The sequence below is a fragment of the Amphritea balenae genome (genome assembly GCF_003858655.1).
Lineage (GTDB): Bacteria > Pseudomonadota > Gammaproteobacteria > Pseudomonadales > Balneatricaceae > Amphritea > Amphritea balenae.
On the sequence record NZ_RQXV01000006.1, the window covers coordinates 202554 to 215956 of the forward strand.

The 13403-nt window shown below is 49.0% G+C and carries 11 protein-coding genes and 1 tRNA gene; 8 read left to right on the forward strand and 4 right to left on the reverse strand.

Annotated features, from left to right (window positions below):
* Positions 1–143 precede the first annotated feature (143 nt).
* The 6 genes from EHS89_RS12200 to EHS89_RS12225 all read left to right on the forward strand — a co-directional run bounded on the left by EHS89_RS12200 (position 144) and on the right by EHS89_RS12225 (position 7662).
* A complete protein-coding gene (locus EHS89_RS12200; RefSeq protein ID WP_124926431.1) occupies positions 144–1040 on the forward strand; it encodes a LysR family transcriptional regulator in 897 nt (298 codons plus the stop codon).
* A gap of 641 nt (positions 1041–1681) precedes the next feature.
* Positions 1682–2866, forward strand: a complete 1185-nt coding sequence (locus tag EHS89_RS12205; protein WP_124926432.1) for a thiamine pyrophosphate-dependent dehydrogenase E1 component subunit alpha — start codon at positions 1682–1684, stop codon at positions 2864–2866.
* Entirely contained in the window at positions 2859–3836 is a 978-nt protein-coding gene (locus EHS89_RS12210; protein WP_124926433.1) for an alpha-ketoacid dehydrogenase subunit beta, read from the forward strand. Before EHS89_RS12205 ends, EHS89_RS12210 begins: the two co-directional genes overlap by 8 nt.
* A 13-nt stretch (positions 3837–3849) precedes the next feature.
* Complete coding sequence (locus EHS89_RS12215; protein WP_124926434.1) at positions 3850–5469, forward strand: dihydrolipoyllysine-residue acetyltransferase; 1620 nt, start codon at positions 3850–3852, stop codon at positions 5467–5469.
* A 72-nt stretch (positions 5470–5541) separates the two neighbouring features.
* Positions 5542–7395, forward strand: a complete 1854-nt coding sequence (locus EHS89_RS12220; RefSeq protein ID WP_124926435.1) for a protein kinase domain-containing protein — start codon at positions 5542–5544, stop codon at positions 7393–7395.
* Between the two features lie 57 nt (positions 7396–7452).
* Positions 7453–7662, forward strand: coding sequence for a hypothetical protein (locus EHS89_RS12225; protein ID WP_124926436.1), 210 nt, complete (start codon positions 7453–7455; stop codon positions 7660–7662).
* A gap of 432 nt (positions 7663–8094) precedes the next feature.
* On the opposite strand, the gene EHS89_RS12230 is transcribed toward EHS89_RS12225, so the two are convergent.
* From EHS89_RS12230 to EHS89_RS12245, 4 genes are all read right to left on the reverse strand, one after another.
* A tRNA-Phe gene (locus EHS89_RS12230) sits at positions 8095–8170 on the reverse strand.
* Positions 8171–8376: 206 nt separating this feature from the next.
* Positions 8377–8649, reverse strand: coding sequence for an oxidative damage protection protein (locus EHS89_RS12235; RefSeq protein ID WP_124926437.1), 273 nt, complete (start codon positions 8647–8649; stop codon positions 8377–8379).
* Between the two features lie 18 nt (positions 8650–8667).
* Positions 8668–9717 (reverse strand): A/G-specific adenine glycosylase, encoded by a 1050-nt coding sequence (mutY, locus tag EHS89_RS12240; RefSeq protein ID WP_124926438.1) that lies wholly within the window; start codon positions 9715–9717, stop codon positions 8668–8670.
* Entirely contained in the window at positions 9717–11873 is a 2157-nt protein-coding gene (locus EHS89_RS12245; protein ID WP_124926439.1) for an AsmA family protein, read from the reverse strand. The genes mutY and EHS89_RS12245 overlap by 1 nt, the downstream gene beginning before the upstream one ends.
* 239 nt (positions 11874–12112) lie before the next feature.
* On the opposite strand from EHS89_RS12245, the gene hisB reads away from it, so the two are divergent.
* The gene (hisB, locus tag EHS89_RS12250) at positions 12113–12706 is read left to right on the forward strand and encodes an imidazoleglycerol-phosphate dehydratase HisB (RefSeq protein ID WP_124926440.1); all 594 of its coding nucleotides are present in this window, start codon (positions 12113–12115) and stop codon (positions 12704–12706) included.
* Positions 12707–13354, forward strand: coding sequence for an imidazole glycerol phosphate synthase subunit HisH (gene hisH, locus EHS89_RS12255; RefSeq protein ID WP_124926441.1), 648 nt, complete (start codon positions 12707–12709; stop codon positions 13352–13354).
* Positions 13355–13403: the final 49 nt, after the last annotated feature.

Here is a 13403-nt window from a genome sequence, read left to right on the forward strand (position 1 = left end):
ACGGATTCAGGCGAACTCGGATGAGTTATAAGAATAGATGATGCCGAATCGGTTTAACTCAGAGAAATTGATAAGTGAAATATAGAATAGATTTTGCTTAAATAATATTCACAAAATATTGCCAACAGGTTAAATTAAATTTAATGACGTTAGAGCAACTACGTACGCTTAGTCGCATTGTAGAATGCGGATCCCTGAAGCAAGCAGCTGAAAGCCTGCATAAAACTCAGCCTGCACTGTCGATGGCGATTAAGAAGTTGGAAGCGGAATATGGCTTTGAGATTCTGAACCGGGAGAGTTATCGGCTGAGTCTGACGCCAGCGGGCAGAGCGTTTTATCGTAAGGCTCAGGAGCTACTGTTAAATGCGGATCAACTTAGCTCGATGGGGCAGCATCTGGGCGTGGGGAATGAGCCGTTGGTGCGTTTTGCATATGATCTGACATGCCCACACTCTCTGATTTTAAAAGTATTGAAAAAATGCCAGCAGCAATTTCCTGATACTGAGTTACATGTGTTAGGTAAATCTCGTTTTGGCGCGCTGAAACTTTTGCAGAATGGTCAGGCTGATCTGGTAGTGAGTCCCTGGTGGCCAACACTATATGCATTGGGTGATTTGGACACCCAGGCTATCAGTCACTTTAAGATCCAGCTGGTGGCTGCGCCAGAACTGTTTAAAGCGGGGGAGGTGCAGAGTACCGGGCAACTGAAGTCCCAGGTTCATCTGATGGTGGAAGAGAGTGGTCTCAGTTTCGATACGGAAAGTCTGATGCTGATCAAGGGGGTCAGGCAATGGAAAACCCGGGATGCCAATACCCTGAAGCAGATGCTGCTTGCCGGGCTGGGTTGGGGGTTTATCCCCGAACATATGGTACAAACTGAGCTGGCTCGTGGGGATCTGGTCAGGCTGCAGCCCGAAGACCTTGAGTACAGTATCGATGGAGAGATCAGGCTGGTTCGTCGACAGGAGCATAGTTTAGGTCCGGTAGCCAGTATGCTGTGGCAATCCTTTGCCGAAGCCAGTATGACAACCCCGGTATAGCTTTAATTCGCTCACTCAGTTTTAAGTTATCCCCGGATGCTGTGGGTAACTCTGTTTATATGGTGAGTGTGGATAGTGCAGAGCGCCTGCACGGGTCATTTCCGGGCTAAGGGTTAATCTGTAACCGGCGTATTCAGGCATGTTATTTCGAGCGTCTTAAAGCTGATCGATAAGCCATCAAATAACCTACTTTTTGCGCAGGTGCAGCAAATTTTATCGCCATCTTTCAGAAGGGATAAGTGGCATCACTGAGTATTTTTTTTACTTTATTTGATGATAGCTGATTTTACTTCTGGCATTTCCAGCATCCAGAATATCTCTGGATGGCTATTTCACAATATTTTCGCCTAACTGTTTAAATAATAAGACTTAACTAGGGAAATCCCTTATTTTGGTGTCTAAAGTTTTTTCTATTTCCTATCGCTAAATTGCAGAAAATAAACCTGTTATATCAACGATTGGTGATTAATATTTCTGTCGTATTTTCGTTTACCTCGGGCTAAAAGTAAGTTAAAACTGTTTTCCCGTCTTATCCGGACGGGTCTATATTAAAAATAATAAATCCCCAAAAGGGATCTATGACTATCCACTTAGGGATTCTTTTTACCCAGAGAATTCATAAAAATAATGAAGAGGAAGTTATGACAGCGGATACTAAGAACCGGGCGATTCATTCGCTCCGATTTATCCGTGGTGATGAGCTCCAGATACCGACTTACAAAGTCTTGAAACAGGATGGTACTCCTTACAAGGGAGCAAAACTGCCTGATCTGGATAAGCACACCGCACTCCGAATTTATAAAGCCATGGTCCGTACCCGGGTGCTGGATGAACGCATGCTGGCAGCCCAACGACAGGGACGCCTGAGCTTTTACATGCAGTCCACCGGTGAAGAAGCGACCACAGTCGGCTTTGCTGCAGCCCTTGATGATGAAGACATGATCATGGCTCAGTACCGCGAGCAGGGTGCCCTGGTTTACCGTGGTTTCACCCTTGAAGAATTTATGAATCAGCTGTTCAGTAATGAACGCGACTACGGCAAGGGCCGTCAGATGCCGATTCATTATGGCTCCAGCAAGCTGCATTACATGACTATCTCATCCCCACTTGCGACCCAGATTCCTCAGGCGACCGGTTATGCTTACGGCCAGAAACTGGCCGGTGATGGTAAATGCACAGTTACTGTATTTGGTGAGGGTGCTGCGTCTGAAGGTGATTTTCATGCTGCGCTGAACATGGCTTCGGTGCTGAAAGTACCGGTTATCTTCCTGTGTCGTAACAATGGCTACGCAATTTCTACACCGTCTAACGAGCAGTTCGCAGCCGATGGTATAGCGCCACGGGCGTTAGGCTACGGTATGCACACCATCCGGGTTGATGGTAACGATATTCTGGCGGTTTATGCTGCCACCGTTGAGGCGCGTCGAATCGCTGTCGAAGAGAACGAGCCGGTGCTGATTGAAGCGATGAGCTATCGTCTTGCTGCGCACTCATCTTCCGATGACCCTTCTGGCTATCGTAGCAAGAAGGAAGAAGAGAACTGGGCCAGTAAAGACCCACTGAGCCGTATGAAACAGTGGTTACTGCTGCAAGAGTGGTGGTCTGAGGACGAAGACAAGCAGTTGTACGATATTGATCGTCGCGATGTGCTGGCAACGTTGAAGGAGTGTGAGAAGCACCCAATTCCAAAGCTCGAAGAGATGATTACCGATGTTTACGATGTGCCACCTCCGCTGTTGAAAGAGCAGCTGGAGCAGCTTAAAGAGCATATCCGTAAATATCCGGAAGCCTATCCTAAGACCGCAGGGAGACTAGATAATGAGTAAGATGAATCTTCTTCAGGCGGTTAATAATGCACTGGATATTGCGATGGCAGATAACCCAAAAGTTATCTGTTTTGGTGAAGATGTTGGTGGCTTTGGTGGTGTGTTCCGGGCAACCAGTAACCTGCAGGAAAAATACGGCCGGGATCGCTGTTTTAATACACCATTAGTTGAGCAAGGTATCATCGGTTTTGCTAACGGTCTGGCCTCTCAGGGTTCGGTACCGGTGGCTGAAATCCAGTTTGCCGATTATATTTTTCCGGCCTTCGATCAGATTGTGAATGAGGCGGCTAAGTTCCGTTACCGCTCCGGTGATCTGTTCAATGTAGGCGGACTGACTATCCGTACCCCCTACGGTGGTGGTATCGCCGGTGGGCATTATCACTCTCAGTCGCCGGAGGCTTACTTTGCCCAAACACCGGGACTGAAAGTCGTTGTCCCCCGTAACCCTCATCAGGCGAAAGGTTTGTTGCTGGCCGCGATCCGCGATCCGAACCCGGTTATTTTCTTTGAGCCCAAACGTATCTACAGAGCCTCTGTGGGCGAAGTGCCTGATGAAGATTATCAGTTGCCATTAGGCAGTGCTGAAGTCGTTAAAGAGGGCAGCGATATTACGCTGCTGGCCTGGGGCGCACAGATGGAGTATCTGGAAATGGCTGATCAACTGGCCGAAAAGGATGGCATCTCCTGCGAACTGATCGACTTGCGCACTATCGTACCCTGGGATATTGATACTGTAGTCGCTTCTGTTAAGAAGACCGGCCGGCTGTTGATTACCCATGAAGCGCCCTATACCGGTGGCTTCGGTGGCGAAATATCTGCCGCTATTCAGGAACGTTGTTTCCTTCACCTCGAGTCGCCGATTGCCCGGGTGGCCGGAATGGATACGCCTTACCCGCTTGCGCTGGAGAAGGAATACATTGCCGATCATCTGAAGATTTATGAAGCAATCAAACAAAGCGTCAATTTCTAGGGGGGATGTGAGGATGTTAAAAGATTTTATCCTGCCGGATATCGGCGAAGGCATTGTAGAGTGCGAAGTTGTTGAGTGGCTGATTAAAGAGGGTGATCTGATTGAAGAAGATCAGCCGATAGTTGATGTCATGACCGATAAAGCGCTGGTACAGATACCAGCGCCATATGCGGGTCGGGTTAGTAAACTTTATTATCAGCAGGGCGACAGCGCCAAAGTACATGAACGGTTATTTGAGATCGAGCTGAATGGGGTTGAATCGGTATCGGAGGTAGTTTCCGCTCCTGAACATACTGTAGAACCGGTTGCAGCACAGCCCCCTGAAGCTGTGGTTAGCCAGAGCGAAGACTTTATTCTGCCGGATATCGGTGAAGGTATTGTTGAGTGCGAAGTTGTCGAATGGCTGATTAAAGAGGGTGATCATATCGAAGAGGATCAGCCGGTGGTTGATCTGATGACCGATAAAGCGGTGGTACAGATACCAGCGCCTACAGCTGGAACAGTATTAAAGCTATATCATCCGCAAGGGGATATTGCGCAGGTACATCAGCCATTATTCTCGATCCAGCCGGATCATCAGACTGCTCCGGAAGTTAAGTCGGTTGAATCCAGAGCTATTCAATCCAATGCACTTGAATCGAAGCCTGAGCCTGCCAGTGCGCTGGCTGCATCGACTAATCCGGTGGCATCTGCGCCCGCTCCTGCGGCTTCCATCGCGGGCCGGGGCAAGGCGTTGGCTGGTCCTGCGGTGCGTAGAATCTGTCGCGAATTTGGTCTGGATATCCAGGTTATACCGGGTAGCGGTAAAGACGGACGGGTGATGAAGGAAGATGTCATCGCCTATCGTGATGGCCTGTCAACTGCCCCTGAGAGTCAGCCTGCGCCAACAGTGCCGACGACTGCCTCTGCGCCAGTAGTTGCATCCGGAGAGATCCGGGTCGAGCCTATTCGAGGCATTAAAGCGGCGATGGCGAAACAGATGACCCTGGCGACCAGTACCATTCCTCACTTCACTTTCGGTGATGAGGTGAATGTCACTGCGTTGTTAGCACTGCGTAAGCAACTTAAGCCTAAAGCTGAGCAGCTGGGTGTGCGTCTGACCCTGATGCCATTTATTATGAAAGCGATGGCGATGGCGATACAGCAGTATCCGGTTCTGAACAGTCGGGTTAATGCCGACTGCACCGAGATCCATTATCTGCCGGACTGCAATATTGGTATGGCGGTAGATTCTAAGATCGGCTTGCTGGTACCTAATATCAAGCGGGTTGATAAACTGAGTATCCTTGAGATTGCAGCGGAAGTTCAGCGGCTGACAGAAGCTGCCCGGGAAGGGCGGGTACAACAGCAGGATCTGCAGGGCGGTACTATCAGTATCTCCAACATTGGCGCGCTGGGCGGTACTTATGCAGTACCGGTGGTTAATGCGCCGGAGGTCGCGATTGTCGCGCTGGGTAAGGTGCAGCAGTTACCACGCTTTGATGATGCGGGTCAGGTTGAAGCCCGTAGTATCATGAATATCAGTTGGTCCGGTGATCACCGGGTGATTGATGGCGGCACTATCGCCCGCTTCAGTGGCCTGTGGCAGTCCTATCTGGAAGATCCGGCCTCAATGCTATTGGATCTGAGCTAGCACTGCTCGCTATAGAGAACTGAACCGGGATAAGCTTAAGTTGATTCCCGGTTCAGGTATCTGACGATTATTATGGATTATCCTAACTTACAGCAGTTTTATATCCCTGAAGAGCAGTCTATCTATCTGCTCAGTCACGATGACGCCAAGAAACTTAAAGACTGGGTTAATCTCTGTCAGGAACAGCTGGAACAGCTGGGTTACACCGACATTTCAATGATCGGTAAGGGCGCTTTTGGTTTTGTGTTCGGCGGTACCAGCGCACATGGGCGCAGACTGGTGTTTAAATTCTCCCGTATTACCCTGCCGCAGCATATTCAGGATCGACTCGAAGAAGAGGCCTTTATTCTGGGTGAGGTAGAGCACGGTTTAGTACCGCAGCTGGTCGAGTTTCAGCGCATCCGCCGTCAGGCTATTCTGGTGATGGAGCGGGCTAAAGGAATGGACCTGGAACAGTTCTCGCTGCAACAGGGAAAGTTATCACCCCGCCTGGTGGTGCATATAGCTGCTCAGATGGTGGATATACTTCAAGGCTTACGATCCGCCGCTATTCGCTCGGGCAGACCACTGGTACACGGCGATATAAAGCCCTCCAATATTGTGATTGATCCTGAAACAGAAGCGGTCGCACTGATCGACTGGGGTTCGTCTGTATTTGCTCAACTGGATACCCATAAACAGTTTGTCTCTAACAATGTGATGGAGCTGATGTCCGGCGATTTGCAAAACACCAACGCGCGTCTGGGAGATGTGTATTTTATCGGTGAAGAGCAGCTCAATGGCGCATTGTCATCCCCCAGGTTCGATGAGCAGGGACTGGCAGGCACGCTTTACGCTTTGGCCTCAGGGCAGTCCTGTCGCTTTGGTCATCGGGCGATACCACCGACCTCTTTGGGCTTACCATTAGAGTTCGCCCGGGTGCTGGAAAATCTGTTGGATGAAAATCCTGATATCCGGGCTCAGGCCGGTGACTATCTGTTGAATAATATGGCGTCTATTGCCCGTACGGTGATGGTTGATCTGGATGAACCGCCGGAGCCCCATCTGATTCCGGTCTGGTCCCATACCGAGCTCCAGGATATCGATACAGTTGCCTACACATCCCGAAAGGCTTTCTTAAAGGAGGAGGGCATAGAAGAGCCGATTCAGGATATGGATGAGGTGCAATTCGATCGCTACTATAAGAACTTTCTGCAGGGTATGGGGGAAACGGAAAAGGCGTTTCTGGCCAGTATCAGCCGCTTAGCTAAATACCCGGTGGTCGGTGGCATTGCTGTACGCTGGGAGCCGGATGGCGTGTATATCGATTCCTGCCTGAACCTGAACGATGACCGGCTGAAGGATTCTTTTATCACCTCGGTTAACAATATGGTTAACCTGTCCCGGGCGATTTATCGACAGGGGGTATTCAAAAGCTGCCTGTTCAACGCTAAAGATACCCTGCATATGGAGCGGGAAAATACTCAAATTCCTTTCCAGCCGGTTCAGGGCATGCAGATACCATACGAAGTCTCAGCGGCACCGGAACTTGAAGATCAGAGTCGGATGCACTCATACTTTGAAGACGGTAAGGATCCGGAAGAATTTCTTGAACTGCCACAGTCCATTATTAAAGACCTGGAACTGCTTAATCAGATTCATCATACCGGCCTGATTATCTTTGAAAGCCTGCCGACTCATTTGAAAATTCATAGTTACTACCGCCTGCTGGATCCCTCAAGGGAGGGGGAGTTTAGTGACTGTCTGGCGCGTATTCTGGCAGCAGTGCCGCAGATCTCAGGTCTGGGAATCTCCGGTTATATGAAGATGCCTTACCGAGACACCCGTTTTTTCAGCCACATCGATCGACTGCCTGAAAAATATTATCCGAAAAACCCGAAACAGATACTGCATGAGCGTCAGCCTGAAGTGTTAAATCAAGTCTGACGAATTAATGTCATTCAGTTATGCTCAGGCTTTCCAACCATTACAAGGAATAGTCAGTTGAAGAAGTTTGAGCTGAATCTGGATGCGCTTATCGTTGTTATTTTGCTGTTTATCTTGTCCCTGGGTATGAACTTTGTTCAGTACCGGCTCTATTCCGAAACGGCCAGAGAGAACGTAAAACTGCAAATTCAGGGGCAGCTGGACCAGTTGAATCTGAGCTCAATGCAGGCATATATCGATAAAATGAATTCTGAGAAAGGTAGTTAGATTAACTTACAGTCACAAAAAGCCCTGCTTCTTTATAGTTAAAGAGTAGCAAAGCTTAGTTGATTCTTAAGTGGTGCCCGGACGCCTGAAGTTGTAACCAGCCGAACCACGGACCGGAGATAGTCCTTTCTTGCGGACACAAAAAAGCCCTGCTTCTTTATAGTTAAAGAGTAGCAAGGCTTAGTTGATTCTTAAGTGGTGCCCGGACGCCTGAAGTTATAACCGGTCGAATCACGGACGCTTTCAATAAGTTCTAGACACAAAAAAGCCCTGCTACGTAGAACGAAAGCAAGGCTTCAATGATTCTTAAATGGTGCCCGGACGCCTGAAGTTGTAATTAGCCGAACCACGGACGCTTTCAATAAATTCCAGACACAAAAAAGCCCCGTTTCTTTGAGATAAAGAGTAACGAGGCTTAAATGATTTCTTAAGTGGTGCCCGGACGCGGAATCGAACCACGGACACGAGGATTTTCAATCCTCTGCTCTACCGACTGAGCTATCCGGGCACTTAAGAGGTGCGTATTAAACTGGTTTCATGCTCTTGTGTCAACAGGCCAATGAAGATTTTTTTCTGGGAGTATTAGACTGCTTCTGGGAAGAGCGTTGAGGATAAATTTTTGACGCCGAATGCTTAATGAGTGTGGCCGGGAAGTAGCCCGGAGTCGATTTCTCCGGGCCGGAGCTTTAATTATCAGAACTCAGACAAGCGGAATTATTTAGACGGAGGTACGTAGCCTTCAGCTTTTTCGTAGTCTTCGCCATCCATAAACTTCTGCATCTCTTGTTGCAGGAATTCCCGGGTAGAAGGGTCCATCAGGCTCAGATGCTTTTCATTGATCAGCATAGTTTGATGGTTGGTCCATTCGGTCCAGGCTTTTTTCGAAATAGTATCGTAAATCACCTGGCCTTTTTCACCGGGATAAGGTGGTCTATCAAGGCTTTCCAGCTCTTCTTTGTATTTACGGCACATTACGGTGCGGGTCATATCTTTCTCCAGATTAAATCAGGTCTTCAGTTTTCCCAGCAGTTTCTTGACCGGTGCTGCCAGTCCGACCTTCTGTGGCTGGCGTAAGTTATACCAGAGACTTGCCGGCTGTTCCATGACACGGTTTGTAGGGGCTTTATCTATCAGTCTGACCTTTACCGGAGTGATGTCCAGATGAAAGTGGCTGAAGGTATGGCGTATTGGAGCCATAGGTTCAGCAGTATCAAGCTCTATTGCCAGTCCGGTTTCCTGTTCTGCATCGCGCAGATCAGAGGTTTCAGGCAGACTCCAGAGCCCTCCCCAGATACCGCTGGGTGGTCTTTGGCGTAGTAAAATCTGACCGTCAGTATCAGTAATGAGTAACATCATTGTCTGTTTAACGGGAATGACTTTTTTAGGTTTAGATGCGGGTAATTCCGCTGTCCGCCCTTGTCTGTATGCGGTGCAACCTTGCTGGACAGGGCATAACAAACAGACAGGTTTAGACCGGGTGCAGAGAGTGGCTCCCATATCCATCATCGCCTGCGTGTATTCGCCGGCCCTTGCCGTTGGCGTATTCTGTTCTGCGTAAAGCCAAAGCTGTTTGGTATTTGCTGTAGTACCAGGCCAGCCCTCGATGGCGTAATACCGTGCCAGCACCCGTTTAACATTACCGTCCAGAATGGCAGCACGTTTACCGGTTGAGATAGAGAGAATAGCCCCAGCTGTTGAACGGCCAATGCCCGGTAGTTGCTCCAGCTCGTCAACGGATTGCGGAAAATGACCGTCAAACTCTGCGCTGATAATTTTAGCTGTTTTATGGAGGTTACGGGCCCGGGCGTAGTAACCCAGCCCGGTCCACAGATGCAGTACTTCATCCTGGTCGGCAGCGGCCAGGTCTTCTACGGTTGGGTACTGATCCCGAAATCGTTCGAAATAGGGGATAACCGTGCTGACCTGAGTTTGCTGCAACATGATCTCAGACAACCAGGTGAAGTAGGCTGTTTTAGTGGCCTGCCAGGGTAGATCGTGACGGCCGTGCTGATCAAACCAGTTCAGCACGGCGTCGGAGAATTGCTCTGTGGACATCAGTTACCGAACAGGCCTCTTATTAATTTTTTAGCACCTTCAACTTTACTGTCACCTTCGCTATCGCCGTTGCCGCCGCCCAGTTTTTCCATCAGCTTGCCTTCCAGCTTCTTCTTAGCCTTCTGCTTGATGATCTCTTGCAATACACTGGCATCGGGGCGACATAGCTTGGATGGCTCGGTATTAAAACTGCCTTTGCAGTCTAATGGCCATTCAACACCCTCGAGGTTGTTATTAACGGCACAGGTCTTTTTGAACAGGTTTTCTTCGATGGTCAGGCCCAGTCGATAATCCAGGTTCTCCGCCGGCAGGTTAACCTTACCCTTACCGCGTACAGTAATAGCATCCAGCTTTGTGGTCAGGTCATTGTTGCTGACGACACCGTTGGTAATTTTGAAGTTACTGCTCAGATCAGCGAAAGGTGTGGATCGATCAACCTGATCGGCATTAACGCCCAGTGCCGCGACGTTGTTAAAGCCCTGACAGATGGTTTGTGCAACATCGATACCTTTGATTTCGCCGTTCGGCATAGTGACAGCGGCATTACCGTTAAGGCTATTTATAATCGCATGTACCGACTCACCCCGTGCGGTGATAGCTGACTGAGTATTAAAGGTGCCGGTGAGGCGGTCGGTATCGGCCATGTCCTGAAGCAGGTCGCCGATAGCAATGCCTTTAATGTTCTTTTTCACCGTCAGGCGGGTGGGTGATTTGCGAACATCGACGACAACAGAATTACGTAAGGTGCCGCTGTACATATCGGCGTTGATTTTATTCATATTAACCAGACCGCCATGGGCGCTGGTTTCTAGTTGCAGATTGGTCAGTGTTAGCCCATTTATGAGCAGCTTAGCCAGCCCCAGATTCACATCCAGTTCCAGCCCTTTCAACATTTCAACCGGTATAACAGGCTCTTTTGAGTAGCCGGATGACTGGCTGTTACTGGCTTGCTTTTGCTGCTCTGCGGGTTGTTCTTTTGATGGAGGCAGGTAACGGTCGGCGTTGAGTTCATCACCTTTAAGGTTGAATGCGATAGAACCGTTTGCCAGATTCATTGCCAGACTACCGTTGAATGAGGTGTCATCCAGTTTCAGACTCATCTTATTCAGCCCGACTGTGTTGGGTGCTCCGCCCAGCTCAGCATTGAAACTAATCGCTTTAAGTACCGACGGATCGGTTGTTTCTATGGCCGGCTGTCTCAGTGCTGTCAACAGGTCCTGAAGACTGAATTGATCCACTTTGAGTTGACCGGTAATCACCGGTTTGCTGAAACTTTTTACAGTAATATCACCACTGGCATTGAGGTTTGCTGCTGTCAGCTTCATGCCTTTCAGGTTGGCTGTTTCATTGCTCAGATCAGAGGTGATATCGGAGTTCAGTTTTACTGAGACAGTCTTATCGTTAAAAGGAGCGCCTTTAAGGTCGAGGGTACTTTCCAGCCCTTTGATCTGATACTGCTGCTTCGCCAGATCAAGGAAGAACTCTGCAGTTAAGGCTGCGTCTACTGTTAGCTGTTTCTGATCAGCCTGATATTGCTCTGCCTGAAAACTTAACTCAGCAGGAAAAAACGCCCCGGTAACGACTTTACCGGAGGTCATGCTGAAGTTATTCAGCAGTACTTTACTGTCGGTCATCTGATCCAGATAGCTGATATTCGCATTGGTTATCGCAATGCTTTCGATATCCAGCGCAATGGCAGCGCCACCCGCTGCTTCGCTACTGCTGGGTGTGTCTTGTGCAACTGAGCCGGAAGCCTGTTGGCCGGCGCCTGATACAGCCCAGTTGGTTGTGCCTTGTTTAGTTTTAACCAGATTCAGGGTCAGGCCATCCAACAGGATGCTGCTCATTTTTACATTACCGGACAGCAATGGTGGAAGTTCAACAGAGACCTGGGCCTGGTTCAGTTCAGCCAGCTGCGGCTGACCAGGATAGTTCACGCTTATCTGATTAATTTCGATACCCAGCCATGGAAAGACTGACCAGCCAAGATCGCCACTGATCTCAAGTTCAACACCACCCTGTTCGAGGGCTAGCTTTTTTATCTCTGGTTTATACTCGTTAGGGTCAAAGAACATACCCAGCAGGACTCCACCTGCCACAACCAGTATTAGTAGCAGGGCAACCAAACCACCGACAATTTTGAACAAACCTTTCATGACGCCTCCTTGGACCATGTATCAGCAAAGCACGTGATAAACAGCATAGTATCAGATTGATCATAATGACGAACTATTAAGAACAGCTGAACTGCTTTTTTATCAGTAGCTTGGCGAATAATAGCAATGACTTAGGTCCACATCTGAGATAGCCGTAGTCAGGGGTGCGCATTCGGTGAATATTGGTTGTATAATGCCTGCTTTGAATTCTTATTCTGTAACTTGTCGCGGAGATCATCATGGCTGAGCGTAAAGCCACCGTCACCCGAAATACCCTGGAAACTAAGATTACTGTGTCAGTAAATCTGGATGGCAGCGGTAAGCTAAATGCTGAAACGGGTGTGCCTTTTCTTGATCACATGCTGGATCAGATTGCCCGTCATGGTCTGATTGATCTGGATATTAATGCTAAAGGTGATAACCATATCGATGATCACCACACAGTGGAAGATATTGGTATTACGCTGGGCCAGGCCTTTCATAAGGCGGTCGGTGATAAAAAAGGTATTCAGCGTTATGGGCATGCGTACTGTCCATTGGACGAAGCGCTGTCGCGTGTAGTCGTGGATTTTTCCGGTCGTGCGGGACTTGATATGAATGTAGAGTTCACCCGTGCCAATATCGGGCGCTTTGATACTCAGCTGTTCTGGGAGTTTTTCCAGGGCTTTGTCAATCACGCCGGCGTCACGCTGCATATTGATAACCTGAAAGGCTTTAATGCGCACCACCAGGCCGAGACTATTTTTAAAGCGTTCGGCCGTGCACTACGTAGTTCGCTGACGATAGATCAGCGTGCTGCTGACATGATGCCATCGACCAAAGGATCGCTGTAAATGAGCAGTGTTGCAGTCATTGATTATGGTATGGGTAACCTGCACTCGGTCGCAAAAGCGTTAGAGCACGTTGAGCCGGGTGTTGAAGTGCTGGTTACGGCAGATCCGCAGAAAGTCCGTGATGCCGACCGGGTTCTATTACCTGGTGTTGGTGCTATCCGCGATTGTATGGCGGAAATTCGCCGTCTGGGTGTTGATCAGGAGGTTGCCGAAGCGATCGCTTCCGGTAAGCCTTTTCTGGGCATCTGTGTTGGTTATCAGGCATTGATGCAGCGTTCTGAAGAGAACGGTGGTGTTGATTGTCTTGGGCATTTCGATGGTGAGGTTAAGTTCTTCGGTGAAGAACTGAAGGAAACCGATGGTGAACGCCTTAAAGTGCCTCATATGGGCTGGAACGAAGTACATCAGAGCATCGATCATCCGATGTGGCAGAATATTGCTGATGGCAGCCGTTTCTATTTTGTCCACAGTTACTATGTGGATGCGGCTGAGAAAGCGTTGGTGGCAGGTAACTGTCATTACGGCGTGGACTTTGATGTGGCCATTGCCCGCGATAATGTTTTCGCAACGCAGTTTCACCCGGAAAAGAGTCATACTGTTGGTCTGCAGTTACTGAAAAACTTTCTCAACTGGGATGGTAAAGCCTGATTCGGCTATCAGACTGAGGCTCAGTCCGGGAATCCCGTTGAGGATTATC

Excerpts from the sequence above, each read along its gene's own strand:
- EHS89_RS12245 (WP_124926439.1), bottom strand. The coding sequence starts at position 11,873 with ATGAAAGGTTTGTTCAAAATTGTCGGTGGTTTGGTTGCCCTGCTACTA.
- EHS89_RS12205 (WP_124926432.1), top strand. The coding sequence starts at position 1,682 with ATGACAGCGGATACTAAGAACCGGGCGATTCATTCGCTCCGATTTATC.
- EHS89_RS12220 (WP_124926435.1), top strand. The coding sequence starts at position 5,542 with ATGGATTATCCTAACTTACAGCAGTTTTATATCCCTGAAGAGCAGTCT.
- EHS89_RS12215 (WP_124926434.1), top strand. The coding sequence starts at position 3,850 with ATGTTAAAAGATTTTATCCTGCCGGATATCGGCGAAGGCATTGTAGAG.
- EHS89_RS12235 (WP_124926437.1), bottom strand. The coding sequence starts at position 8,649 with ATGACCCGCACCGTAATGTGCCGTAAATACAAAGAAGAGCTGGAAAGC.
- hisB (WP_124926440.1), top strand. The coding sequence starts at position 12,113 with ATGGCTGAGCGTAAAGCCACCGTCACCCGAAATACCCTGGAAACTAAG.
- mutY (WP_124926438.1), bottom strand. The coding sequence starts at position 9,717 with ATGTCCACAGAGCAATTCTCCGACGCCGTGCTGAACTGGTTTGATCAG.
- EHS89_RS12200 (WP_124926431.1), top strand. The coding sequence starts at position 144 with ATGACGTTAGAGCAACTACGTACGCTTAGTCGCATTGTAGAATGCGGA.
- hisH (WP_124926441.1), top strand. The coding sequence starts at position 12,707 with ATGAGCAGTGTTGCAGTCATTGATTATGGTATGGGTAACCTGCACTCG.
- EHS89_RS12210 (WP_124926433.1), top strand. The coding sequence starts at position 2,859 with ATGAGTAAGATGAATCTTCTTCAGGCGGTTAATAATGCACTGGATATT.